This window comes from Rhizobium freirei PRF 81 (assembly GCF_000359745.1).
Classification (GTDB): Bacteria; Pseudomonadota; Alphaproteobacteria; order Rhizobiales; family Rhizobiaceae; genus Rhizobium; species Rhizobium freirei.
This window is the reverse complement of the sequence record NZ_AQHN01000055.1, coordinates 410012-433656: the sequence shown is the minus strand read 5'-3', so window position 1 is coordinate 433656 and position 23645 is coordinate 410012. Positions and strand designations below refer to the sequence as shown.

Below are 23645 nucleotides of genomic sequence, written 5' to 3'. Positions count from 1 at the left end.
CCGGACGCGGAACCGTTGCGCCCCTTTCCCGGGATCACCCTAATCGAGCGGCATGCCGAATTCGCCGAGGATCCAGTCCCTGAATGCGCGGATGCGCGGCGTGTGCCGCCTGTTTTCGGGATAGGCGATCCAATAGTCGGAGCCGTCGGTCGAGAGCAGATCGAAGGGCTGGATCAAACGGCCGGAGGCCAGGTCATCCGCGTAGAATTCGGGGGTTAGCACGGCCACTCCCTGGCCCGCTATGGCGGCGCTTGCCTCGAAGGACTGGGCGCCGAGCCGGCTGCGCGGCCTGCCTTGAAGCCCGGGATCCGGTACGCCGGCTTCCTGAAACCATTGAACCCACCATGGATCGCCGGCATCGATGATGCGCAGCTTGAGGAGGTCGGTCGGCTCATGCACGCCGCCGATCGTCGCGGCCAGGGCTGGGCTCAGCATGGGCGTGAAATGCATCTTCATCAGCAGATGTGCGCGCAATCCGGGCCATGTTCCGCGCCCGGCACGGATGGCAATGTCGGACGGTTCCCGGGCGAAGTCGATGATCGATCCCGAAGTGGCGAGGCGAACGGCAATCTTGGGGTGCTTGAGCTGAAACGTGCCGATGTGCTGCGCCAGCCACTGGGACGCGAATGTAGGGGTGGAGTGGATGTGCAGCGTCGTTTCGGCGTCGCCGCTGATCGAGGCCACGGCGTCCTGCAGCATGGCAAAAGCTTCTGCCACTTTCGGGGCTAGCTGTTCTCCCGCTTCCGTCAATAGAATCTGTCGCGGGCGGCGCAGGAAAAGCGGCTCGCCCGTTGTCTCTTCCAGAAGCTTGATCTGATAGCTGACCGCCGTCTGCGTCATGCCGAGCTCTTCGCCGGCCCGCGTAAAGCTGCCGAGCCGGGCGGCAGCCTCGAAGACGCGAAGTGCATTCAGAGGGAAGCGTTTGGACAGCTTCATGAATAAGCTCTCTTTATGTATGCAGATGATACTTCAATTGGAATTTCAGCATTTTTCACGCCAAACTGCAATTTATATCGCTGATTTAATTGAGGTGTCGTTATGGATTGCTATGTCGTGGAGCAGGTGGAAGTAGCCCGGCCCACGGTTCTGGCACGGGTTCTGGAATCGTTGATGCAGGTCTTTGCGAAGCGTGCCGAGCCATCGCCGAATCTGGATCTTGACGAGATGCCGGACCGGCTGAAGCGCGATCTTGGATTTCTGGATGGGCGCGAGCCGCGTTATGACGATAGGCGGCTGCTGTAGGTGGCAAGGAGCTTTGGATGCTTCTCCTTCATTGCCGATTTCGATGAGGATGGCTAGGGCGCGGATGGGTGAGGTTTTAAAGGATTGGTCGCAACCTTTATGATTTGAGTATGCCGCAGCATACTCGAATCTCCAGTTCGTCCTCTAAAGGACATCACATTCCCTTGAGCCGCTCGACCGCCATCAGCACCCTCTCCGGCGTTGCCGGCGCATCGAGGCGCGGGCAGACGCGGTAATCCGCGACGCTGGCGACCGCCATCGAAAGTGCCTCGAGCACCGATATGCTGAGCATGAAGGGTGGCTCGCCGACGGCCTTCGAGCGGCCGATGGTGGCTTCCGCGTTTTCGGACCATTCCGCCAGACGCACGTTGAAGATCTTCGGCCGGTCGGAGGCAAGCGGGATCTTGTAGGTGGAGGGCGCATGCGTGCGCAGACGGCCCCTCGCGTCCCACCAGAGCTCTTCGGTCGTCAGCCAGCCCATGCCCTGCACGAAGGCGCCTTCGACCTGGCCGATATCGATCGCTGGATTGAGGGAGCGTCCGACATCGTGGAGGATATCGGTACGGTCGATCAGATATTCGCCCGTCAGCGTATCGATCGACACTTCCGAGCAGGCGGCGCCATAGGAGAAATAATAGAAGGGCGTGCCGCGACCGGCCTTGCGGTCCCAGTGGATCTTCGGCGTCTTGTAGAAGCCGGCAGCCGAGAGCTGGACGCGGGCGAAATAGGCCTGCTTGACGAAATCCGGGAAGGGGATTTCCTCATTGCCGACGCGCACTCGGTTCGGCAGGAACTGTACGTCTTCAGTGCCGACGCCCCACTTTTCCGCTGCAAAAGCGACGAGCCGCTCCTTGATTTGCCGGGCGGCATCGAAGGCGGCCATGCCGTTCAGGTCTGAGCCGGATGAAGCCGCGGTCGCCGAAGTATTCGGCACCTTGCCGGTCGTCGTCGCGGTGATTTTCACCCTGTCGATATCGACCTGGAAACTGTCGGCCAAGACCTGCGCCACCTTGGTGTAGAGGCCCTGGCCCATCTCTGTGCCGCCATGGTTCAGGTGGATGGAGCCATCCTGATAGACATGCACCAGCGCTCCGGCCTGGTTGAAGGCGGTCATGGTGAAGGAAATGCCGAATTTCACCGGCGTCAGCGCAATGCCCTTGCGGATGAAACGGCTGGAGCGGTTGAACTCGATGATGGCATTGCGCCGTGCCTGGTAGTCGGAGGTCTGTTCCAGCTCGTCGACGATGCGGTTGATGATGTTGTCGGTGACTTCCTGGTGATAGGGGGTCAGCGTCCGGCCAGAGCCCGGCTGGCCGTAGAAATTGGCGCGGCGGATTTCCAAGGGGTCCTTGCCGAGCGCATAGGCGATCTCCTCGATCATGCGTTCGCCGCCGACCATGCCTTGCGGACCGCCGAAGCCGCGGAAGGCAGTGTTGGAGACAGTGTGCGTTTTCAGCGGCTTCGACACCAGATGTACATGCGGGTAGAAATAGCTGGAATCCGCATGGAAGAGCGCACGGTCGGTGACCGGGCCGGAAAGATCGGATGAGAAGCCGCAGCGAGCGGCATAAGTCGCATCGACCGCGCGGATGCGGCCGTCATCGTCGAAGCCGACTTCGTAGTCCACCAGGAAGTCGTGCCGCTTGCCCGTGGCGCTCATGTCCTCGTCGCGGTCGGGCCGGAATTTGATGGCGCGGCCGAGCTTCTTGGCGGCGACGGCGGCGAGCGCCGCAAACTGGTTGCCCTGCGTTTCCTTGCCGCCGAAGCCGCCGCCCATGCGGCGCACATTGACCGTCACGGCGTTGGATGGAATGCCGAGGACATGGCCGACGATGTGCTGGATTTCGCTCGGATGCTGCGTCGACGACCAGACGGCGACTTCGTCGTCTTCGCCGGGGATCGCCATGGCGATATGGCTCTCGAGGTAGAAATGCTCCTGTCCGCCGATGCGCATCTGCGCCTTGATGCGATGCCTGGCGTTGGCCATTTCGGCTTCCGGCTCGCCGCGCTTGAGCGTCATCGGCTCGTAGACGAGCGGCGCGCCGTTGGCGAGCGCCCCGTCGATATCGCTCCAATGCGGCAGGTCGCGATAATCGATCTTGGCAAGGCGCGCGGCCTGGCGCGCCGCATCGCGCGTTTCGGCGATGACCGCGAAGATCGGCTGGCCATGGAACTCGACCTTCGCTTCGGCAAGCAGAGGCTCGTCATGCATGCCGTTGGAGCTGGTGTCGTTGACGCCGGGAATGTCGATGCCGGTGAACACCCAGACGACGCCCGGATAGGCTCTGACGGCCGAGAGGTCGATGCCAGCGATTTCGGCATGGGCGCGGTCGGAAAGGCCGAGCGCGCCGTGCAGCAGCCCGGCAGGCTCCGGAATATCGTCGATGTAATCGGCGGCTCCGGTCACATGCTTATGTGCGGAATCATGGCGCAGCGAACCGTGCATCGATCCGTTAATGACGACCTTGTGTTCTTCGAAAGTGGATTTGTCCATGGTTCAGGCCTCCGCGGTCGCGAAGCGCTTCAGTTCCTGCGGTGCACCGGCCGTCTCCAGGTAGAAGCGGATGAGAAGGTTCTTGGCGGTCAATTGCCGATAGTCGGCCGAGGCGCGCCAGTCGGTCAGCGGCGTGTAGTCGTTGTCGAAGGCATCGCGCGCAGCGGTGACGGCTGCCTCCGTCCACGGCTTGCCGATCAGCTCCGCCTCGACGCTGCGGGCGCGCTTCGGCGTGCCGGCCATGCCTCCGAAGGCGATGCGGATATCGGCGACATTACCGGCAGTGTCCAGCGACAGATGGAAGGCGCCGCAGGCGGCCGAAATATCCTCGTCGCGGCGCTTGGAGATTTTGTAGACGGCGAAACGCGCATCGTCGGCGGGATAGGGCACGAAGATACTCTCCACGAACTCGCCGGGATTGCGATCCTGCTTGCCATAGTCGATGAAGAAATCCTCCAGCGGCAGGCTGCGCGTGCCTGCCGTCGAACGGAGTTTGACCGTTGCGCTAAGCGCGATCAGCGGTGGGGGCGTGTCGCCGATCGGCGAGCCGTTGGCGATGTTGCCGCCGATGGTGCCCATATTGCGCACCTGCTCGCCGCCGATGCGGTCGATGAGGTTGGCCATGGCCGGGATCTTTTCGGCGATCACGGCAAAGGCGCGGCTGTAGGTGACGCCGGCGCCGATGGTCAGCCCTTTCGCTTCCACCGAGATCTTCTGCAGTTCGGTCAAATGGTTGATGAAGACGACCGGGTTGAGCCGGCGCATTTGTTTCGTGACCCAGAGCCCGACATCGGTCGAGCCGGCGACAACCGTCGCATTCGGTTCGTCGGCAAGTATCCGCGCCAGCTCCGAGACGGAACCGGGCACGATGAGGCGATCCTCGCCCTCGGCAATCTCGATGGTGTCGCCGCCCTGCATCGCCCACAGGCGGGCGATGATATCGGCCCTCGTCCTCTCGAGTGGATCGAAGAGTGCGCTCGGCCGCTTCTGGCTAACCTGCTCGGCGGCCTTGATGATCGGCTCGTAGCCGGTGCAACGACAGAGATTGCCCTGCAGCGACTTCTCGATCTGGGCCCGGCTCGGCTTTTCCGTCGTCAGCCAGAGGCCGTAAAGCGACATGACGAAGCCAGGCGTACAGAAACCGCATTGCGAGCCGTGGCAATCGACCATGGCCTGCTGCACCGGATGAAGCGTGCCGTTCTGCGCGGCGAGATGTTCGACGGTAACGACATGGGTTGCATGCAGCGAGCCGACGAAGCGGATGCAGGCATTGACCGACTCATAATGAAGCCCGCCATCGATCAGCCGGCCGACCAGCACGGTGCAGGCGCCGCAGTCGCCTTCCGCGCATCCTTCCTTGGTTCCCGTCAGGCGTCGCTTGAGGCGCAGGAAGTCGAGCAGCGTCTCGGTCGGGCGCAGGCTGGATAGCGTGATATCCTCGCCGTTGAGGATAAAGCGGATGCTGTCGCTCATGTCGTTCCCGTTTATTCTTCGTTTGTCGGGGCCGGAGGCGCTGGCGCGAATCCGGCCCTAACCGCATATGGTTATTCCGCGGTCCAGCCACCGTCAATCGAGACGTGCGTGCCGGTTACCTGACGCGCTTCGTCGCTCGCAAGGTAAAGCGACAGGGCGCCGATCTCCTCGGCCTTGACGAATTCATGCGTGGGCTGAGCCTTGAGGATGACCTCGTTCTTGACCTGCTCCTCGGTCATGCCGCGAGCCTTTGCCGTGTCCGGGATCTGCTTTTCGACGAGCGGAGTCAGGACGTAGCCTGGGCAAATGGCATTCACCGTGACGCCGAATTCGGCAAGCTCGAGCGCTGCCGTCTTGGTCAGGCCAAGTATACCATGTTTTGCAGCGACATAGGCGGATTTGAAGGGGGAGGCGACCAGGCCATGCGCCGAGGCGATGTTGATGATGCGGCCGTACTTCTTCGCCTTCATCAGTGGAATGGCGGCACGGATCGTGTGGAAGGAGCTGGACAGATTGATCGCGATGATCTGGTCCCACTTCTCGATCGGGAAGTCCTCGATCTTCTCGACGTGCTGGATGCCGGCATTGTTGACGAGAACATCGACGCTGCCGAAGGTGTTATTGGCCGTTGCGATCATGTCGGCGATCTCGGCAGGCTTCGTCATGTCGGCCGGATGATAGATCACCTTGCCGCCGCCCGAGGCTTCCAGCTTGTTCTTGATCCCATCGATTTCCTCGGGCTTTCCGAAGCCGTTGATGACGACGTTATCACCCTTGGCGACGAAGGCCGTCGCGATCGCGAGGCCGATACCGCTCGTGGAACCGGTGACGACAACTGTTCTTGCCATGATCTTCTCCTTGGACAGGGCAGCTTCCTGCTGCAATGCAAAAGCATTTGAACCTAGTCCCAAACCCGCGAACATGGCAATCGTATCGCCGTCAGGTTCCTTCGCGATGCTGCCGACCGCCATGGCATGGGCGGGAAAGCGAGTTTCTGCGGAAAATTTCGTTTCGCTTTCTTTTCACATTCGTTTTGCTCGCGTATCTGTTGATACCAAGGAAACAGGGAGGAATGCATGAGCGGTTATGTCTTGGCGATCGACCAGGGGACGACGTCGACGCGGGCTATCGTTTTCGACGGCAAGATGAAGGTCGCCGGCGTCGGTCAGAAGGAGTTCACCCAGCATTATCCGAAGCCCAGCTGGGTCGAACACGATCCGGAGGAAATCTGGTCCTCCGTTCTCTTCACCGTCCGCAAGGCCATCGAAGCCGCCGGCATTACCGCCAAGGATATCGCCGGGCTCGGTATCACCAATCAGCGCGAGACCGTCGTCGTCTGGGATCGCGAGACCGGCAAGCCGATCCACAATGCCATCGTCTGGCAGGATCGCCGTACGGCAAACTATTGCGAGAAGCTGAAGCGGCAGGATCTGGAGACGCTCTTTACCCGTCGCACCGGCCTGCTGCTGGATCCCTATTTCTCCGGAACGAAACTTTCCTGGCTGCTCACCAATGTGAAGGGTGCGCGCGCTCGCGCTGCCAAGGGCGAACTCTGCTTCGGCACGATCGACACTTTTTTGATCTGGCGACTGACAGGGGGGAAGAGCTACCTCACCGATGCGACCAATGCCTCTCGGACTTTGATGTATAATATCGCCAGCAACGAATGGGACGAGCGGCTGCTGGATATCCTGCGCGTGCCCGCTGCGATGCTTCCCGAGGTGAAGGACTGCGCTGCCGATTTCGGCGTAACCGATCCCAGGCATTTCGGCGCCGAAATCCCGATCCTCGGCGTTGCCGGCGACCAGCAGGCGGCGACGATCGGCCAGGCCTGCTTCGAACGCGGCATGATGAAATCCACCTACGGCACCGGCTGCTTTGCGCTGCTGAATACCGGCGCGGACATGGTGCGCTCGAAGAACCGTCTGCTGACAACCATCGCCTATCGGCTGAACGGCGAGACGACCTATGCGCTGGAAGGCTCGATCTTCATCGCCGGTGCTGCCGTGCAGTGGCTGCGCGATGGCTTGAAGGCAATCCAGCGCGCTTCCGATTCCGGCGATCTCGCGGCCAAGGCCGATCCGCTTCAGGAGGTCTATCTCGTCCCGGCCTTTACCGGTCTCGGAGCACCTTATTGGGATCCCGATGCGCGCGGCGCGATCTTCGGGCTGACCCGCAATACAGGTCCGGAGGAAATCGTCCGGGCGGCGCTGGAGGCCGTCTGCTATCAGTCGCGGGATCTACTGGACGCCATGCACAAGGATTGGCGCAGCGGCAGCGGCCAGCATACGGTGCTGCGCGTCGATGGCGGCATGGTCGCCTCTGACTGGACGATGCAGCGGCTGGCCGATCTGCTGGATGCGCCCGTGGACCGTCCAACCATCCTGGAAACCACGGCACTCGGGGCCGCCTGGCTGGCAGGCAGCAGAGCCGGCGTGTGGCCGGATCGCGAAGGTTTCGCCAAGGCTTGGGCGCGCGATCGCCGGTTTGAACCGAACATGGACGGCACGACCCGAAACGCCAAGCTGAAGGGATGGAAGAACGCCGTGAAGCGGACATTGACCGCCGGGTAGGGGCCGTTGGAATCCTTCATCGGACCAGTCGTCACGCGGGCTGACGCCGGCTGATATTTCGTGCAAAAATTCGGCATGGAATCATTGAGTCGGACCAGCACGGATCGGATCATGATCCCGCCGCCATTGCGGCCGGGCGATAAGGTGTGTTTCGTCTCGCCCGCAAGTCCACCCGACAGGGATAGGGTTTTGAGGCATGCCGAAATCCTGAAAGGCTGGGGACTAAGCATAGACTTCGGCGAACATGCCTTTTGCAAACGAGATTATCTTGCAGGCACCGACGAGGAGCGATTGGCGGATCTCAACGCCGCGTTTCGTGATCCCGATGTTCGGGCGGTCTTCGCCACAGGCGGCGGCAAAGGTTCGTATCGCATCGCCGACCAATTGGACTTCGAGGCGGTCCGACGCGACCCCAAGTTCGTTATCGGCTTCAGCGACATCACGGCATTGCTGCTCAGCGTTCTGAAGAACGGCCAATTGGCCAGCATTCACGGAGCTTTCTTTGCCGGGGCCAATGACGATGGTGTCAGTGCTTACACGTGCGAGCTGCTACACCGGGCGATGATGACAGCCGAGGACATCGTCATTGCCTCGCGCCCGGAGGAGCCGACCTTCGCTTTGACGACAAGTGGAGAGTGTCGGGGTCGGTTGATCGGCGGCAATCTCGACATGGTTGCGACATGTGCCGGTTGGGCGCTGCCGGATCTGCATGGCGCGATCCTGCTGCTCGAGGCGGTGGGCATGTATCGTGGCCAAGTGGACCGGCAGATGACCATGCTGCGCAAGGCGGGACATTTGAGCGGCTTGGCGGGCGTGGCTGTCGGCCAGTTTACCGATTTCGAATTCGATCGCCGTTTTTCGGTCATCGATATCCTGCGCGAACATCTGGCCGAGCTTGAGGTGCCGGTACTTGGCGGTCTACCACTCGGGCACGGCAACAGCCCGGCGAGCGTTTTCATGGGGGCGGTCGCAGAGCTTGATGCAAAGGCGGGCGCTCTGAGCATCCGGCGAAACGGTACTTAGAGGCTATGGCTGCGAAACTTTCACCTTGATATTTCCGAGAAAACGAGCGGGACCGGGCTCCGTCACTGAAAACGCTCGATTCCTCGAAATCTCAGCGACAACTTTGAAACAGGACATCAGCTTTGCGTTTCGTCTCTCTGCTATTCGCTGCAATGCTATCGGCTCCAGCGATGGCGCAAACGGTTCCTTCCGCAGAATGGGCGCATCCGTCACCAGAGGAATCCGGGTGGTCGGCGGCAAAGCTGGCCGAGGCGGAAGCGTTTGCGGACGAGCATGATGTCAGCGCAGTGATGGTCGTTCAGCATGGGGTAGTCGTTGCCGAGTGGGGGGATACGGAGAAGCCGATGGAATTGGCGTCGATCCGTAAAAGTCTGCTTGATGCGCTGATCGGGATTGCGGTTGCGCATCGCAAGATCGATCTCAGTGCGACGCTGCAACAGGCTGCGATCGACGACAATCCGCCGTCGCTATCGGCGCAGGAAATGCAGGCGACGATCCAGATGCTGCTTGAGGCGCGGTCCGGCGTGTATCACCCGGCTCTCTACGAGACGCCGGCCATGGCGGCAGCGCGGCCGCAACGATTCAGCCATGCGCCCGGCACCTTCTGGTATTACAACAACTGGGATTTCAACGCGCTCGGAACCATCTACGAAAAGGCGACCGGCACGCAGATCTATGACGCTTTCGAAAACGAAATCGCCCGCAAGATCGACATGCAGGATTACGACCCGCGTGCCCAACACAAGTTTCTTGGAGAGGCATCCATCCATGCTGCCTACACATTCCGAATGAGTGCGCGCGACCTTGCCCGGTTTGCGCTCCTCTTTCTGAATGACGGGCACTGGAACGGTCAGCAGATCGTTCCCCAGCAATGGGTGCGTGAAAGCACGACGCCTCATTCGGATGCGGATCAGGGATTGGGCTACGGATATCTCTGGTGGACGAGCGAAGCCGTATCGTCGACGGGGAATGGTGGCAGGAACGTATTTCACCTTCCGGCCGGCTCTTATTTTGCCTGGGGAGCGGGTGGGCAATACGCCTTCGTCATCCCGCATGACGATTTGGTCATCGTCGAGCGTACGGACCGCGATCTGCAACTGTCGTCTCCGCGTCTACGCGAGGTCGCCGGCCTGATCGACCTCATCCGCCAAGCCGGTCATCTCCAACGATAATTTTTTGACGGGACCTGTCGGTACGAGTGATACTTCCTCGTCTTTACTGGAGAAGGAAGTCCTCATGCTCTACGCGATCCTATGTTACAACGATGAAGACGCCGTGTTCGCCTGGTCCAAGGAGCAGGAAGAGGCGACGATGGCGCGGCTGATTGCGGTGCAGGCGCCGCTCGCCGAGGCCGGCAAGTTTGGGCCGGTGGCGCGCCTGATGCCGACGACGGCGGCGACGACACTGCGCAAGGGCAAGAACGAGCCGATCGTCATCGACGGCCCCTTCGCTGAGACCAAAGAGCAATTGCTGGGCTTCTACGTCGTCGATTTCGAATCGCTCGAGGCGGCACTCGAATTCTCGAAGGAGCTGGCAGCCGCCAATCCGGGTGTGGGAGCCTATGAAATTCGCCCGCTTTATCTGTTCAGGCCGGGGACAATAGCAACATGACGGATCTTGCCTGGATCGATATCGCGCTCACCAATGCCCGGCCGCAGGTGCTGGGAGCGCTGCTGCGCTATTTCCGCAATCTCGATACCGCAGAGGAAGCCTTTCAGGAGGCGTGCCTGCGGGCGCTGAAGGCCTGGCCCGACAAGGGGCCGCCACGCGATCCGATCGCCTGGCTGATCTTCGTCGGCCGCAACAGCGGCATCGATACGGTGCGCAAGCAGGCGAAATTGCAAAGCCTGCCGGACGAGGAGGCGATTTCCGATACTGAGGATGCAGAGAGCGACCTTGCCGAACGGCTCGACGGCTCTGGCTATCGCGATGATATTCTCCGGCTGCTGTTCATCTGCTGCCATCCGGATCTGCCGGCGACACAGCAGATTGCACTCGCGCTGCGTATTGTCTCGGGCCTTTCCGTGCAGCAAATCGCCCGCGCGTTTCTGGTCAGCGACAGTGCCATGGAACAGCGGATCACCCGGGCGAAGGCGCGCGTGGCCGCCGCGGGCGTTCCTTTCGAAACACCTGGTGCCGTGGAACGAAGCGAGCGGCTGGCGCTCGTCAGCGCCATGATCTACCTGATCTATAATGAAGGCTATTCGGCCGGCGGAACGCATCGCGAGGCGGCAGCCTTTGCCGACGAGGCGATCCGGCTTGGCCGGCTGCTGCTACGGATCTTTCCGGCTGAGCCGGAAACCATGGCGCTGCTGGCGCTGATGCTGCTGCAGCAATCGCGCAAGGCGGCGCGGTTCGACGCGGATGGGCAGATCATCCTTTTGGAAGAGCAGGATCGCTCGCTCTGGGACCGGACTTCGATCGACGAGGCGCTTGCCCTGCTCGACAAGGCGATCCGCCATCGCCGTCCGGGACCTTATCAGGTGCAGGCAGCGATCGCGGCGCTGCACTCGCGGGCGAAGCGCGCCGCAGACACCGACTGGGCGGAGATCGATCTTCTCTATCAAATGCTGGAACGCCTGACACCGTCTCCTGTCGTCACGCTCAACCGGGCGGTCGCGCTTTCCAAGCTGAAGGGGCCGGAGGCGGCTCTGGCGCTGATCGCGCCGCTCGAAACGCAGCTCGGTGGCTATTTCTATTTTCATGGCGTAACGGGCGGCTTGCTGGCGCAGCTCGGCCGCCCGCAGGAGGCACGCATCGCCTTCGATAGGGCAATTGCACTTGCCCGCTCGCCCGCCGAGGCGACCCATATCCGCCACCAGCTCGATCGTCTGAGCGCAGATGCTGTCGCTGCTGCAGCAAAATAATCGAAAAATTTGTGTCCACGCTGTCTGAAAGCGGCGGTCCCGAACGTCGTTAGAGTATAAGCGGCGCAGGCCGTGCGAAGTTGCAAAGAGGAACCGACATATGACCGAGCGGAGCCAGCGCCACGAACTCTCGTTCACGCGCATCATTGACGCGCCGCGTGACGAGATCTTCCGCTGCTGGACGGAGGAAGAGCTGCTGAAGCAGTGGTTTGCTCCGCTGCCATGGACGGTGTCGGCTGCCAAGATCGACATTCGCGCCGGCGGCAAGACCCGCTATACGGCAACCGTGCTGCATTGGTCAGCCGAGGATCGCGAGGCGCACGAGAAGATGGGCTTCCGTCAGGGATGGGCCCAATGTGCCGAGCAGCTTGCCGCATTGACGGCGAAGATCTGAATTTCCGATTCAATTCCGGGGGATACGAACATGTCTTATGCACTCGATTCATCTACCTCGTCCGTCACGCGAGCCCAGCGCGTGGCCGGCATGATCCTCAGCGGGCTGATCGTTGCCTTTCTTGTCTTCGATGGCGTGATCAAGATCATCCCGCTTCCGGTGGTTACGGAGACGATGGCGGGGCTCGGCTATTCCGCCGACCCAGCGCTTGCGCGGCTTCTCGGCGTCATCACACTCGGCTGCGCCATTCTCTATGCGATCCCGAGAACGTCGGTCCTCGGTGCGATCCTGCTGACGGGTCTTCTTGGAGGGGCGATCGCCACCCATCTGCGCGTCGGCAGCCCGATCTTTTCGCATCTGCTGTTCGGCGTCTATGTCGGCGTGATCGCCTGGGGCGGACTTTATCTTCGTTATGAAGCGGTTCGCAGAATGATTCCGTTTTCCGATCGAAGCTTTTGATTTCTGATTCGATTTGCTAACGCTCGCTCCAGAATCAAAGAAATGGAGCATGATGTCGTCCGAAAACCGCTAACACTTTTCGGCATCATACTCCGGTGGAAACAGGGAACGAGCCATGCCGCAAGTGATCATCGCGCCCGTCAGGCAATCGGATGCGGACGAACTCATCGCCGCCAATATCGCGAGCAGCACTCATCATGTGCCATGGGCTCATCCTTTTCTTGATCGGGCCGGCTTCGACGCCTGGTTCGGTCAGACGGTGACAGGGCCGAACATCGGTCTGGTGGCGCGCGATCCCGGTTCCGGCGGCATTATCGGCGTCGTCAATATCAGCCAGATGGTTTGGGGCGGTTTCCGCAGCGCCTTTCTCGGCTATCACGGCATGGTGGGCTTTGCCGGTCGAGGCTTCATGACGGAAGCTGTTCGCCTGGCTGTGGCACATGCCTTCGATGCGGTCGGCCTGCATCGGCTGGAGGCCAATATCCAGCCCGGCAACCAGCCTTCGATCGCTTTGGTCAAGCGGCTAGGCTTCCGCAAGGAGGGGTTCTCGCCGAAATATCTGAAGATCGGCGGGGAATGGTGCGATCACGAGCGCTGGGCATTACTGTCGGACGATCCGCGCCTTTGATCCGACTTCGAAAGGCGAAAGTCCGTCCCATCGGCCAGAAAGGCATTGACTGTGTGGGGTGAAGAGGCGAAAGCCAAATCTTAACCTCTCGCAGACCATTGCCGAGAGCACGAGCATGCCGGAAGCCGTAAATGATCGTCTCGACTGAAGAAGAACTGACCAAGCTGAAAGATATCGGCCGTATCTGCGCCAATGCGCTGCAGGCGATGGCCGCTGCACTCGAGCCGGGCATTACCACGCTGGAGCTCGATGCGATCGGCCGCAAGGTGCTGGAGGATGCCGGCGCGCAGTCGGCGCCGGAACTGGTTTACAAGTTTCCCGGCGCCACCTGCATCAGCGTCAACGAGGAAGTGGCCCACGGCATTCCCGGTCCCCGCATCATCCGGGCTGGAGACTTGGTCAATCTCGACGTTTCGGCCGAGAAGGATGGCTTCTTTTCCGATACCGGCGCATCCTTTACCGTGCCGCCGGCCAAGCCGAAGATCGAGCGTCTTTGCCGGGACGGCAAACGGGCGCTCTGGGTCGGCCTCAATCAGGTGAAGAGCGGCGCGCCGCTTGCGAAGATCGGGCAGGCCGTCGGCGCTTTCGCGCAGAAGAACCGCTATACTTTGATCGCCAATCTCGCCAGCCACGGTATCGGCCGCTCGCTGCACGAAGAGCCCGGCGAAGTTTCCACCTGGGCGGATCCTTCCGAGACCCGGATCATGGAAGACGGCCTGGTCTTCACGGTCGAGCCGTTTCTGTCGCTCGGCGCCACCTGGGCAGAGGGTGGCGACGATGCATGGACGCTCTATGCCGATCCGCAGGCGCCCACGGTTCAGTACGAACACACGATCGTTGCCACCCGCAATGGGCCGGTCATCCTGACATTGCCGGATAATTGATGTCCGGGCTCAATCGCCGGAATTCTACTCTTCGCCGTTTTTCGGTTCGCCGCGGATGATGTCGGCGGCGGCGCGCTCGAGGATTGCGGCGATGCGTGCGCCTTCGGCCTTGCTCCAGGGGAATTTCGAGCGAAGCGCGGAGCGCAGCAGGTGGCGAGCGCGATGCACGTCGCCGGCGCCATGGCGATCGAACGGGCTGTCGCGGCCATCATCCTCGCCGCCGTCGAAAACCTCGCGGACGCGGGCCATTTTTTCGCCGATCGCGGTGAGCTTGGCGAATGTCGCTTCCACCAGATCACGATTGTCGTCGACGCGCTTCTGGCCGCTTTCGGTGATGCGGTAGAGCTTCTTCGTGCCGCTCACCTCGACTTCGGCTTGGCCCGTTTCTTCGAGATAGGTGAGGGCGGGGTAGATGACGCCAGGGCTCGGCACATAGAAGCCACCGGAGCGCTCCTCAAAAGTCTTGATCAGTTCATAGCCGTGGCGCGGCTGCTCCGAGAGCAGGGCGAGGATGATGAGCTGCAGGTCGGCTGCGTCGAACTTGCGGCCGGTACGAAACCCGCCGCCGAACATGCCGCCCTTGAAGCCTCTCATGAAGTCTCTCCTGTGCTCGCCGTGCGATTCACGGCCTCGGCCGTGTCGTAGGATATATGCCTCGACGATGTCAAAGCTATCTCCGAACATGCGATCTCTGAAACCTCTCATTTCGTTTCTCCTTTTAAAGTGTGAAGGTTTGTATCGTTAGTCATGTCGTAAGATATATATCGTAAGATAGTTATCCGCAAGAGGGGTGATTTCCGGGAGGGGATGGTTGAGAAGGGGGCGCTCAGAGAAAGATGAATTCACTCAATGAGTGAAGATTTGATCCTGAACAACTGCATCACGATCGCGGGATAAGCAATTACATCTACGTAAGAATAGCTCTCTGCCGGTTGCCGCTCCTGGCGAACTGTCTTAGGTTCCCCGGGTACTGATGTCATTGCGGTTCCGCTCAGAACCCGATCAAGGAAGCTTATCTGCCGTGTTCCACTCCTTCTTCCCTCAGCCCAAATTGTTCTTCATCTCGATGGCGGTCTGGACGCTTGCCTGCATCGCGGTCTGGTATTCGTTCTTTTCCGGCTTGGGAACTCGGTTAGGCTTCGTCATGCCGGGGGAGGGAAAGGAGCCATACGATCTCAGCTATTTCCTGCTCTGGGGAAATCTCTGGTTTTACGGGTTCTTCCTTGTCTGTATCCTCGTCTTCTGCGGCGCATGGCACATTCGTGCCTGGAACCATCCCTGGAAAATCTGGTCGCTCTGGGGCTCGGCGCTCATCATCCTGGTCACCTATTTCGGTGTTCAGGTAAGCGTGGTCATCAATAATTTTCGCCGTCCGTTTGGTGATCTATTGCAGGCTGCGCTGACAAAGCAGCCGGGGGTGACGACCGAAAGTTTCTATTCGCTGATGATTATCTTTGCGCAGATTGCGTTCCTCAGCATGTTCGTCTCGATCCTGACGGATTTCTTTACGAGCCACTACATCTTCCGCTGGCGCACGGCGATGAACGACTTCTACATGTCGAAGTGGGAGAGACTGCGTCACATCGAGGGTGCCTCGCAGCGTGTTCAGGAAGATACGATGCGCCTTTCCAGCGTGCTGGAAGGCCTGGGTATCAGCCTGATCAATTCCGTGATGACCTTGATCGTCTTCCTGCCGATCCTGCTTGCGCTTTCGACCTACGTCACTGAATTGCCGATCATCGGCAAGATTCCTCACTCGCTCTTCTGGCTGGCGCTCTTCTGGTCGATTTTCGGCACCGTCCTGCTTGCCGTCGCGGGGATCAAACTGCCGGGCCTCAACTTCAAGAACCAGCGTGTCGAAGCGGCCTATCGCAAGGAACTTGTCTATGGCGAGGATCATGAGGAGCGCGCGCAGCCGGCAACGGTGAAGGAGCTCTTCGCCAATGTGCGGCGGAACTATTTCCGCATCTACTTCCACTACGTCTATTTCAACGTCGCCCGATATTTCTATCTGCAGGCCGATACGATGTTCGTTCTGTTCATGCTGGTGCCGACCTTCGTTGCGGGCGTCATCACCTACGGTATCTATCAGCAGATCGCCACGGCGTTCGGGCAGGTCAGCAATTCCTTCCAGTATCTCGTCAATTCCTGGACGACGATCATCGAGCTTCTGTCGATCCACAAGCGCCTGAAGACATTTGAAGCCGCGATCGACAATGTGCCGCTGCCATCGATCGATCAGCGTTACCTCGAGCGTGAAGCGGGCGTCATTCAGGCAGACGGCTGACAAAAAGGCTCCGGAAACGGAGCCTTTTTCAATGACGGCAATAGCGGGGAGGCGAGGCCTGTTGCACTTGCGACGGCGATGAGCAGATCTTTGTTCGTTCTAACGCCAGCCCTTCGTTTTGGCTCAGGGCGTTCGTCGCTGCGATCGTCCCACCGGGTCGATTGCTCGGGCTTCGCCCGACCGTTCCTCACCCCTGCTGCGACTTGCCTCGGGCTGCGATCAGCGGGACGGCTTCGGAATAGCTGACGCAGGCGACATCCTGCTTGTGGCAGACATCGCTGACGAAGCGGTCGAGCGCCCGCCAATAGGCGCCGTCATTCATCTCGACGAAATGGAAGCCGAGCTGCAGTGGAATGCGCTCGCCGTCATATTGCTTGTTGAAGGCGGCTTCGAAGGCATCGAAGGCGCGGTCTTCATAGATCTTGGCGTTCGCCTTGTCTTCGGCGCCCTTGGAGTGCCGGACATAGAGATTATAGTCCATGCCGATGACCGGGCGATGCTCGGGGCCTTCGGGGATCAATGGCAGACCGAAGCGATAGATGCCGTCGACCACCTGCGGCAGGGCAGGCCCCTTCGTCACCAGGCTCGCATCATATTGGAAGCCCATCTCCTTTTCCGCCGGCATCAGGCCGTCGCTGACGGAAAGGTAGGGGGCGCGGAAGCCTTTGACGTCATGCGTGGCGAAATCTTCCCAGCCTTGCGGTTCCTGATCGGCGATGCCGACATTCTTCCATGCATCGCGAAGGGCGGTGCGGGCGTTCACGAACTCCTGTTTCCAATCGCCTGCGCTCCAGCCCTTACCATCGAAGTGGCCGCAGGCGTGGCTGGAAATATCGTGTCCTTCCAGATGGGCGCCCCAGATATTGGCGATGCGGGTGCGCACATCGTCTTCGCTCTTGGCGAAGCCGACATTGGATTTGCCAGCACGTTGCATCGGCCCCTGATAGGCCTTGGCTTGCGCCTTGTTCATCAGGAAGGTGCAGGAGAGGAAATAGGTGAAATGCGCGCCGTTGCGCGAAGCGATTTCGCGGCTCTTGGTCCAGAGCGCGTTGTCATGAGCGCCGTCGAAGGAAATCATGACCAGTTGCTTGGGCTTTTCATCCGCCTGGGCGATGGCTGGCAGGGCGAGGGAAAACGCAAGCGAGAGGCAGGAAGCTGAGCGAAACATGGGCACCGATATTGCTTGATCGAGCATGCCTTGCCAAAGATCGTCCAGCGATATTGGACGGCATACCCCAGGGTGGGCTCCTTCCTTTCGTGCAAATGCGGCGAAGCTGCGGTGAAGCTGGCAATTTTTTGCGGCTGCCGATAAGGATATTGCTGCACGTAGGGGATTTCATCCATGTCATTGCTCATTCTCGGCATTGTTCTTTTTCTTGGCATCCACCTGGTCCGCGTCGTCGCACCCGGATTTCGAACCTCTTTGATCGCAAGCCTCGGCGAGGCCGGCTGGAAGATTGCCTATTCGATCGCGAGCATCGTCGCGCTGGTCGTCCTGATCTACGGCTTCGGCCAGGCGCGGGACATGACGCCGATCTGGTCGCCGCCGTTCTGGATGAGCCACATCACCATCCTGCTGATGCTGCTTGCGCTGATCTGTCTGGCCGCCTCGCTGCTTCCGGCGGGGCACATCGCGGTCAGAACGAAGCATCCGATGGTGCTTTCGGTGAAGATCTGGGCGCTGGCGCATCTTCTGTCGAATGGCGATGGCGCTGCCATCCTGCTCTTTGCCGCCTTCCTCGCCTGGGGTGTGATCCTGCGCATTTCGCTGAAGCGGCGCGAGCGCGCCGGCGAGATCACTCTGCGTCCGTTCGTTTCGGCGACATACGATCTCTATGCGATCGTCATCGGCGCCGTCGCTTGGGGCCTGATCATTTGGAAGCTTCATGCGTGGATTATCGGAGTTTCGCCGCTGGTTATGTGACGATTTCTGCCATTCCCCCTTACAACGGCCGCAAAATGGAGTAGAAGGCCCCACTAACGCTGGAGCCGGATGATTTCAGGTCGCATCGACCTGAAATCTGAATCCGCTCCAGAATTTAAGAGATGGAGTATGATGTCGCGCGAAAACCGCTGACACTTTTTGGAATCATGCTCTAAGCTTTTTTGGTATTATTTGGCTTGGGCCGGAGACGAGAATGGCATTCAATGACGACAGCTTCATCCGCGAGGTGAACGAAGAACTGCGTTCGGACCAGTTGCGGTTCGTATGGCGCCGTTTTGGCCGGCTCATCATCGGCGGAGCCGTGCTCATCGTTCTCGGCACGGCAGCCTTTAGCGGCTATCGCTATTGGTCAGGCAACCAGGCCGGTGCCGGTGGCGACCAGTTCCTCGCCGCTTTGACGCTGGCCGATCAGGGCAAGACGGATGATGCGCTTGCCGCGTTGGCCACGATCGAAAAGAGCGGCCCGGGTTCCTATCCTTTGCTCGCACGTCTGCGCGCGGCCACGCTGCAGGCGCAGAAGGGTGACAAGGCCGGCGCGATTGCCGTCTTCTCCGCCGTCGGCAAGCAGACGGACGTTCCGGTCGTCGTTCGCGACGCGGCACGCCTGCGCGCCGCTTACATGCTCGTCGATACCGGCACCTATGATCAGGTTGCGGCCGAAGCTCAGGAACTGGCCGTGCCGGCGAATGCTTTCCGCCATTCGGCGCGTGACGTTCTGGGTCTTGCCGCCTACAAGGCCGGCGATTTCGCCAAGGCCCGGCAGTGGTTCCAGGCGATCGTCGACGATCCGCAGAGCCCGCGCAACGTCGTCAATCGTGCGCAGATGCTGCTTGATCTCATCACCGCATCCGGCAAGGCTCCGGTCGCAAAAGGCTGAAGGATCGCCAAATGAGCTTTACGGTTGCGATCGTCGGTCGCCCGAATGTCGGCAAGTCTACGCTTTTCAATCGTCTCGTTGGCAAGAAGCTAGCGCTCGTCGACGATACGCCGGGTGTCACGCGTGACCGCCGACCCGGCGACGCCAAGCTGATCGATCTTCGCTTCCGCATCGTCGATACGGCCGGCCTTGAAGAGGCCCAGGATGAATCCCTTCAAGGCCGCATGCGCGCCCAGACGGAAGCGGCGATCGACGAAGCCGATCTGACGCTGTTCGTCGTCGATGCCAAGATGGGACTGACCCATGTCGACAAGACGCTGGCCGAAATGCTGCGCAAGCACGGTCGGCCCGTCGTACTCGTCGCCAATAAGTCCGAGGCGCGCGGTTCCGATAGCGGCTTCTACGATGCTTATACGCTTGGCCTTGGCGAGCCTTGTCCGATTTCGGCCGAGCACGGCCAGGGCATGATGGATCTGCGCGACGCGATCATCGAGGCGATCGGCCACGAGCGCGCGTTTCCGGAGGTGGACGATGAGGCGGAGACCAATGTTTCCATCCCGCGTCCCGCTGCCGGCGAAGATGCCGAGGAGATCGACGAGGAACCCGCCTATGACGACACGCGGCCGCTGCGCGTCGCCATCGTCGGTCGCCCGAATGCCGGCAAGTCGACGCTTATCAATCGCTTCCTCGGTGAGGACAGGCTGCTGACCGGCCCCGAAGCCGGGATCACGCGCGATTCGATCTCCGTGGACTGGAGCTGGCGCGGGCGCACCATAAAAATGTTCGACACCGCCGGCATGCGCCGCAAGGCGAAGGTCACGGAGAAGCTTGAGAAGCTCTCCGTTGCCGATGCGCTGCGCGCCATCCGCTTCGCCGAAACCGTCGTCATCGTCTTCGATGCGACCATTCCCTTCGAGAAGCAGGATCTGCAGATCGTCGATCTGGTTATCCGCGAAGGCCGCGCCGCCGTGCTCGCCTTCAACAAGTGGGACATGATCGAGGATCGTCAGGCCGTGCTTGCCGATTTGCGCGAGAAGACCGACCGGCTCTTGCCGCAGGCGCGCGGCATCCGCGCCATACCGATTGCCGGGCAGACCGGCGAGGGGCTCGACCGCCTGATGCAGGCGATCGTCGATACCGACAAGGTCTGGAACAAGCGCGTGTCGACCGCACGTCTCAACCGTTGGCTCGAGACGCAGCAGGTCCAGCATCCGCCACCGGCCGTTTCCGGCCGCCGCATCAAGCTTAAGTATATGACGCAGGTGAAGGCGCGGCCTCCGGCCTTCATGATTTCTTGCACGCGCTCGGACGCGCTGCCGGATTCCTATGTACGCTATCTGATCAACGGCCTGCGCGCGGATTTCTCCATACCCGGCGTGCCGATCCGCATCCATTTCCGTTCATCGGAAAACCCTTACGAGAACAAGAAGAAGCGGACCTGATGCGCTTGCCCGCTCATGGGCATCGTTGATCAGGCCGCGTTCTTGCTCAATGCCGCACGCAATGTAGTGATCTCCGCCTTCAATCGCGTCAATTCCTCGACGGTATGGTCCGAGGCATCGAGAATGCAGGCGGGGATGCTTGCGGCCTTCTTCTTCAGGGCCACGCCTTCGCTGGTCAGATGGATCAGCACCTGACGCTCATCTTCCTTGCTGCGGATGCGCTGGATGAAACCGGCCGCTTCCAGGCGCTTCAGCAGCGGCGTCAGCGTGCTCGATTCAAGGAAGAGCTTTTCGCCGATGCCGCCGACGGTCTGCCCGTCTTCTTCCCACAGCGTCACCATGACGAGATATTGCGGGTAGGTCAGATTCAGCGCGTCGAGCATGGGTTTGTACAGTCGATTCATCGCGTGGTTCGCCGAATAGAGAGCGAAGCAGATGAAGGTGTCCAATTTCAGCGGGTCGTCCGCCATTTCCAATACTCCCTGGGGGGATTGCCTAAATCGTGCGATAAATAATTGTACGCCAAAAAGCGTGTAACGGCTACGGATTTCTGGTATTTTTTGGGAGAGCCAATTTGCGGCGGCCACCCGCTGGGCACTGCGGGTGCCATCGAGACTTTCATGTCGAGAAGGCGACGCATGTCACGCGATATGCGCGTGCCGACAGCGGCGCCTGAGCCCGCTGCTATCAAATATCTGCAGGTAAGTATCAAGAAATCATTATCGAGCCTTGCCGGGCTAAAAGCTCATGCCATGCGTCTGCTTTCGGCCACGATGATTGGCAACGCGGACATTGCCGATGAATTGCGTGGTGGCGGCCTCCCAGGAATAGCTGAGGGCAACTGTGCGAGCGGCTTCGCGCGAACAGGAAAGCGCGGCGATGCAGGCTTTTGCCAAATCTGCATCCACCACGCCGGCTTTCTCGTTGCCGGCAAGAATATCGGCGGGGCCGGTAACGGGATAAGCGGCGACCGGGACGCCGCTTGCCAGTGCTTCGAGGATTGCATTGCCGAACGTATCGGTCTTCGAGGGAAAGACGAAGACGTCGGCCTGAGCGTAAGCGTGTGCCAGTTCCTCGCCGAACTTCGCGCCGAGAAAATGCACGTCGGGATAGAGCTTCTCCAACTCCGCGCGTGCCGGCCCATCGCCGACGACGACCTTCGATCCCGGCAGATCCAGATCGAGGAAGGCCGGCAGGTTCTTTTCAAGCGCCACACGACCGACGGTCATGAAAATCGGTCGCGGTAGGTCGAAGGGGTTATCTTCCAGCGGGTAGGGGCGAAAGAGTGTCGAATCGATGCCGCGGCTCCAGGGGAGCAGATTGCGGATGCCGCGCTGCTGGAGTTCATCGGCCAGGCTGGGGGTTGCGACCATGCAGCCATAGCCGGCATTGTGGAACCATTTGACGAAGGCATAGAGCCAGCTTTTCGGTATGGGCAGGCGCGCTGCGACATATTCAGGAAACCGTGTGTGGTAGCTCGTCGAGAAAGGCATTCCGTTTCGGATGCACCAGCGACGCGCGGTGAGCCCAAGAGGCCCTTCCGTGGCGATATGGATATATGTCGGGCGTGCCGCCTCGATCTTGGCTGCCACCTTGCGATAGGACGCGATCGAAAGCCGGATTTCCGGATAGGTCGGGCAGGGAATGTTGCGGAAGCCGTCCGGCGTGATCATGGACACGTCCACGCCCCGGCGTATCAGCTCGCGATTGGTGTTTTCGATGGAGCGGACGACGCCGTTGACCTGCGGATGCCAGGCATCGCTGACGATGAGCAACCGCTCCGGTATCGCGACGGGCGTCGCCGCCTGCGCCCAAATATTGTCTTCGATGTTCGACAAGCGTTGCAACATGCCCAAAACAGCCTATCCGCACCGCATCCTCATGACGACGGTGCCAGAGCATGATGCCGAAAAGTGTATGCGGTTTTCGGACGACATCATGCTCTATTTGTTTAATTCTCGAGCGGATTCAGATTTTAGGTCAAGCAGACCTAAAATCATCCGGCTCTAGCGATTGCGGTGCTTCAAACATGATTCCCGCGCCCACTATATTGTGGGGGGTGTCCATGATGGAATTATTACAGCGCAGATCAGGCGATCTTCAGCTTCTTGGGCGAGACAAGCGCGCCGTGCTCCTGAATGACTTTCGCGGCGATTTCGGCGGCAAAAGCGGCGGCGGCGAGCGGATCGCCATGTTGCAGGTAGTGGGCGAGAAATCCGCCGTTGAAGCTGTCGCCGGCGCTGGTGGTGTCGACGACCTTGTTCACCTTGACGGCGGGGACAAGCGTTTCGTCTGCGCCAGATCCGATCGTCGCGCCTTCGGGGCCGTTCTTGACGACGACCATATTGGCTCCGTACTGGCGGTAGCGACGGATGGTGCTGGAGATGGAATCGTCGCCGAAATGCGCGGCCTCGTCATCGAAACTCGGCATGACGAGGGTTGAGGCGCGGGCGCCGTCGGCGATCAGGGTATGCATCGCGTCGAGGCTGGACCACAGGCGAGGGCGCAGATTTGGATCGAAGGCGACGAGCTTCCCGACCGCTTTGGCACGGCGAAGTTCGGCCAGCAGCGTATAGGCATCCTCGCGCGGCAGGATCGCCAGCGTGATGCCCGAAAAATATAGCACATCGGAGGCTTCGATCGCCGCGCGCAGCGCGTCGCCATCGGCGGCGAGCTGGCGGGCGGCGGAACTGTCGCGCCAATAGCTGAAGGAGCGTTCGCCGTCCTTCAGATTGATCATGTAGAGGCCGGGGGTCTTGCCGCGAAGGCGGCGGATGCTTGCCGTGCCGATGCCGGCAGAGCCCATGAAGGTTGCCATCTCATCGGACATGGCGTCGTCGCCGAGCGCGGTGAAATAGTCGACCGACCAGTCTTCAGGCAGGCAGGCGCGGGCATACCATGCGGTGTTGAATGTGTCGCCGGCAAAGCCCTTGCGCAGGTGTCCGTCATCGGCCTGCGACAGTTCCACCATGCATTCACCGATCGAAAGAAAATGCCCGCTCAAGACTGCCTCCTGCATTCTGTCCGGCTGCTGCATACGCGCAAGCAGCGGCTTGA

At 60.5% G+C, this 23645-nt stretch carries 23 protein-coding genes; 14 read left to right on the top strand and 9 right to left on the bottom strand.

What is annotated here, in order from left to right:
• Positions 1-39 precede the first annotated feature (39 nt).
• A complete protein-coding gene (locus RHSP_RS11730; RefSeq protein ID WP_004116761.1) occupies positions 40-936 on the bottom strand; it encodes a LysR substrate-binding domain-containing protein in 897 nt (298 codons plus the stop codon).
• Positions 937-1038: 102 nt separating this feature from the next.
• Between RHSP_RS11730 and RHSP_RS11725 the strand changes: the two genes are divergently transcribed.
• Positions 1039-1242 (top strand): hypothetical protein, encoded by a 204-nt coding sequence (locus tag RHSP_RS11725; RefSeq protein WP_037151315.1) that lies wholly within the window; start codon positions 1039-1041, stop codon positions 1240-1242.
• Between the two features lie 154 nt (positions 1243-1396).
• On the opposite strand, the gene xdhB is transcribed toward RHSP_RS11725, so the two are convergent.
• The 3 genes from xdhB to RHSP_RS11710 all read right to left on the bottom strand — a co-directional run bounded on the left by xdhB (position 1397) and on the right by RHSP_RS11710 (position 6057).
• Positions 1397-3736, bottom strand: a complete 2340-nt coding sequence (xdhB, locus tag RHSP_RS11720; RefSeq protein WP_004116760.1) for a xanthine dehydrogenase molybdopterin binding subunit — start codon at positions 3734-3736, stop codon at positions 1397-1399.
• Positions 3737-3739: 3 nt separating this feature from the next.
• On the bottom strand, positions 3740-5209 hold the full coding sequence (gene xdhA, locus RHSP_RS11715) for a xanthine dehydrogenase small subunit (protein WP_004116759.1): 1470 nt from the start codon (positions 5207-5209) through the stop codon (positions 3740-3742).
• Between the two features lie 71 nt (positions 5210-5280).
• The gene (locus RHSP_RS11710) at positions 5281-6057 is read right to left on the bottom strand and encodes a 3-hydroxybutyrate dehydrogenase (RefSeq protein ID WP_037151415.1); all 777 of its coding nucleotides are present in this window, start codon (positions 6055-6057) and stop codon (positions 5281-5283) included.
• A 228-nt stretch (positions 6058-6285) separates the two neighbouring features.
• Here RHSP_RS11710 and glpK point away from each other — a divergent pair, with 228 nt between their 5' ends.
• The 9 genes from glpK (at position 6286) to map (ending at position 14037) form a co-directional block, all read left to right on the top strand.
• Positions 6286-7782 carry a glycerol kinase GlpK gene (gene glpK / locus RHSP_RS11705; RefSeq protein WP_004116754.1) on the top strand — a complete coding sequence of 499 codons (1497 nt, stop codon included), beginning with the start codon at positions 6286-6288 and terminating at the stop codon, positions 7780-7782.
• Between the two features lie 75 nt (positions 7783-7857).
• Positions 7858-8805, top strand: coding sequence for a S66 peptidase family protein (locus tag RHSP_RS11700; RefSeq protein WP_037151310.1), 948 nt, complete (start codon positions 7858-7860; stop codon positions 8803-8805).
• 170 nt (positions 8806-8975) lie between these two features.
• Positions 8976-9977 (top strand): serine hydrolase domain-containing protein, encoded by a 1002-nt coding sequence (locus RHSP_RS11695; protein ID WP_240535412.1) that lies wholly within the window; start codon positions 8976-8978, stop codon positions 9975-9977.
• 64 nt (positions 9978-10041) lie between these two features.
• Positions 10042-10416 carry a YciI family protein gene (locus tag RHSP_RS11690; RefSeq protein WP_004116745.1) on the top strand — a complete coding sequence of 125 codons (375 nt, stop codon included), beginning with the start codon at positions 10042-10044 and terminating at the stop codon, positions 10414-10416.
• Positions 10413-11672, top strand: coding sequence for an RNA polymerase sigma factor (locus RHSP_RS11685; protein ID WP_004116743.1), 1260 nt, complete (start codon positions 10413-10415; stop codon positions 11670-11672). Before RHSP_RS11690 ends, RHSP_RS11685 begins: the two co-directional genes overlap by 4 nt.
• Before the next feature lie 100 nt (positions 11673-11772).
• Positions 11773-12066, top strand: coding sequence for an SRPBCC domain-containing protein (locus RHSP_RS11680; protein WP_004116733.1), 294 nt, complete (start codon positions 11773-11775; stop codon positions 12064-12066).
• Positions 12067-12096: 30 nt separating this feature from the next.
• Positions 12097-12525 (top strand): DoxX family protein, encoded by a 429-nt coding sequence (locus RHSP_RS11675; RefSeq protein WP_004116730.1) that lies wholly within the window; start codon positions 12097-12099, stop codon positions 12523-12525.
• A gap of 115 nt (positions 12526-12640) precedes the next feature.
• On the top strand, positions 12641-13153 hold the full coding sequence (locus RHSP_RS11670; protein WP_004116726.1) for a GNAT family N-acetyltransferase: 513 nt from the start codon (positions 12641-12643) through the stop codon (positions 13151-13153).
• A gap of 131 nt (positions 13154-13284) precedes the next feature.
• Positions 13285-14037 (top strand): type I methionyl aminopeptidase, encoded by a 753-nt coding sequence (gene map / locus RHSP_RS11665; protein ID WP_004116722.1) that lies wholly within the window; start codon positions 13285-13287, stop codon positions 14035-14037.
• A 24-nt stretch (positions 14038-14061) separates the two neighbouring features.
• On the opposite strand, the gene RHSP_RS11660 is transcribed toward map, so the two are convergent.
• Positions 14062-14631 carry a PadR family transcriptional regulator gene (locus tag RHSP_RS11660; RefSeq protein ID WP_004116719.1) on the bottom strand — a complete coding sequence of 190 codons (570 nt, stop codon included), beginning with the start codon at positions 14629-14631 and terminating at the stop codon, positions 14062-14064.
• A gap of 427 nt (positions 14632-15058) precedes the next feature.
• Between RHSP_RS11660 and sbmA the strand changes: the two genes are divergently transcribed.
• The gene (sbmA, locus tag RHSP_RS11655; RefSeq protein WP_037151307.1) at positions 15059-16324 is read left to right on the top strand and encodes a peptide antibiotic transporter SbmA; all 1266 of its coding nucleotides are present in this window, start codon (positions 15059-15061) and stop codon (positions 16322-16324) included.
• A gap of 187 nt (positions 16325-16511) precedes the next feature.
• Here the strand turns inward: sbmA and RHSP_RS11650 are convergent, their stop codons facing one another.
• Positions 16512-17492, bottom strand: coding sequence for a polysaccharide deacetylase family protein (locus RHSP_RS11650; protein ID WP_037151412.1), 981 nt, complete (start codon positions 17490-17492; stop codon positions 16512-16514).
• 174 nt (positions 17493-17666) lie between these two features.
• Between RHSP_RS11650 and RHSP_RS11645 the strand changes: the two genes are divergently transcribed.
• The 3 genes from RHSP_RS11645 to der all read left to right on the top strand — a co-directional run bounded on the left by RHSP_RS11645 (position 17667) and on the right by der (position 20588).
• Complete coding sequence (locus RHSP_RS11645; protein WP_004116712.1) at positions 17667-18248, top strand: NnrU family protein; 582 nt, start codon at positions 17667-17669, stop codon at positions 18246-18248.
• Between the two features lie 214 nt (positions 18249-18462).
• Complete coding sequence (locus RHSP_RS11640) at positions 18463-19146, top strand: tetratricopeptide repeat protein (protein ID WP_004116710.1); 684 nt, start codon at positions 18463-18465, stop codon at positions 19144-19146.
• An 11-nt stretch (positions 19147-19157) separates the two neighbouring features.
• Positions 19158-20588: a ribosome biogenesis GTPase Der gene (gene der, locus RHSP_RS11635; RefSeq protein ID WP_037151304.1), complete on the top strand. Its 1431-nt coding sequence runs from the start codon at positions 19158-19160 to the stop codon at positions 20586-20588.
• A gap of 29 nt (positions 20589-20617) precedes the next feature.
• On the opposite strand, the gene RHSP_RS11630 is transcribed toward der, so the two are convergent.
• From RHSP_RS11630 to RHSP_RS11620, 3 genes are all read right to left on the bottom strand, one after another.
• Positions 20618-21058 (bottom strand): MarR family winged helix-turn-helix transcriptional regulator, encoded by a 441-nt coding sequence (locus RHSP_RS11630; protein ID WP_004116691.1) that lies wholly within the window; start codon positions 21056-21058, stop codon positions 20618-20620.
• Positions 21059-21325: 267 nt separating this feature from the next.
• Positions 21326-22438, bottom strand: a complete 1113-nt coding sequence (locus RHSP_RS11625; RefSeq protein ID WP_037151299.1) for a glycosyltransferase family 4 protein — start codon at positions 22436-22438, stop codon at positions 21326-21328.
• Positions 22439-22677: 239 nt separating this feature from the next.
• Positions 22678-23592, bottom strand: a complete 915-nt coding sequence (locus tag RHSP_RS11620; RefSeq protein WP_037151409.1) for a sugar kinase — start codon at positions 23590-23592, stop codon at positions 22678-22680.
• Positions 23593-23645 lie beyond the last annotated feature (53 nt).

What these genes read in the sequence shown, in the direction of transcription:
- RHSP_RS11700 (WP_037151310.1), top strand. Translation starts at nt 7,858, where the DNA reads ATGGAATCATTGAGTCGGACCAGCACGGATCGGATCATGATCCCGCCG.
- RHSP_RS11625 (WP_037151299.1), bottom strand. Translation starts at nt 22,438, where the DNA reads ATGTTGCAACGCTTGTCGAACATCGAAGACAATATTTGGGCGCAGGCG.
- RHSP_RS11680 (WP_004116733.1), top strand. Translation starts at nt 11,773, where the DNA reads ATGACCGAGCGGAGCCAGCGCCACGAACTCTCGTTCACGCGCATCATT.
- RHSP_RS11645 (WP_004116712.1), top strand. Translation starts at nt 17,667, where the DNA reads ATGTCATTGCTCATTCTCGGCATTGTTCTTTTTCTTGGCATCCACCTG.
- RHSP_RS11640 (WP_004116710.1), top strand. Translation starts at nt 18,463, where the DNA reads ATGGCATTCAATGACGACAGCTTCATCCGCGAGGTGAACGAAGAACTG.
- RHSP_RS11695 (WP_240535412.1), top strand. Translation starts at nt 8,976, where the DNA reads ATGGCGCAAACGGTTCCTTCCGCAGAATGGGCGCATCCGTCACCAGAG.
- RHSP_RS11670 (WP_004116726.1), top strand. Translation starts at nt 12,641, where the DNA reads ATGCCGCAAGTGATCATCGCGCCCGTCAGGCAATCGGATGCGGACGAA.
- der (WP_037151304.1), top strand. Translation starts at nt 19,158, where the DNA reads ATGAGCTTTACGGTTGCGATCGTCGGTCGCCCGAATGTCGGCAAGTCT.
- RHSP_RS11675 (WP_004116730.1), top strand. Translation starts at nt 12,097, where the DNA reads ATGTCTTATGCACTCGATTCATCTACCTCGTCCGTCACGCGAGCCCAG.
- glpK (WP_004116754.1), top strand. Translation starts at nt 6,286, where the DNA reads ATGAGCGGTTATGTCTTGGCGATCGACCAGGGGACGACGTCGACGCGG.
- RHSP_RS11630 (WP_004116691.1), bottom strand. Translation starts at nt 21,058, where the DNA reads ATGGCGGACGACCCGCTGAAATTGGACACCTTCATCTGCTTCGCTCTC.
- xdhB (WP_004116760.1), bottom strand. Translation starts at nt 3,736, where the DNA reads ATGGACAAATCCACTTTCGAAGAACACAAGGTCGTCATTAACGGATCG.
- RHSP_RS11730 (WP_004116761.1), bottom strand. Translation starts at nt 936, where the DNA reads ATGAAGCTGTCCAAACGCTTCCCTCTGAATGCACTTCGCGTCTTCGAG.
- RHSP_RS11690 (WP_004116745.1), top strand. Translation starts at nt 10,042, where the DNA reads ATGCTCTACGCGATCCTATGTTACAACGATGAAGACGCCGTGTTCGCC.
- RHSP_RS11725 (WP_037151315.1), top strand. Translation starts at nt 1,039, where the DNA reads ATGGATTGCTATGTCGTGGAGCAGGTGGAAGTAGCCCGGCCCACGGTT.
- RHSP_RS11660 (WP_004116719.1), bottom strand. Translation starts at nt 14,631, where the DNA reads ATGAGAGGCTTCAAGGGCGGCATGTTCGGCGGCGGGTTTCGTACCGGC.
- map (WP_004116722.1), top strand. Translation starts at nt 13,285, where the DNA reads ATGATCGTCTCGACTGAAGAAGAACTGACCAAGCTGAAAGATATCGGC.
- RHSP_RS11685 (WP_004116743.1), top strand. Translation starts at nt 10,413, where the DNA reads ATGACGGATCTTGCCTGGATCGATATCGCGCTCACCAATGCCCGGCCG.
- RHSP_RS11710 (WP_037151415.1), bottom strand. Translation starts at nt 6,057, where the DNA reads ATGGCAAGAACAGTTGTCGTCACCGGTTCCACGAGCGGTATCGGCCTC.
- RHSP_RS11650 (WP_037151412.1), bottom strand. Translation starts at nt 17,492, where the DNA reads ATGTTTCGCTCAGCTTCCTGCCTCTCGCTTGCGTTTTCCCTCGCCCTG.
- xdhA (WP_004116759.1), bottom strand. Translation starts at nt 5,209, where the DNA reads ATGAGCGACAGCATCCGCTTTATCCTCAACGGCGAGGATATCACGCTA.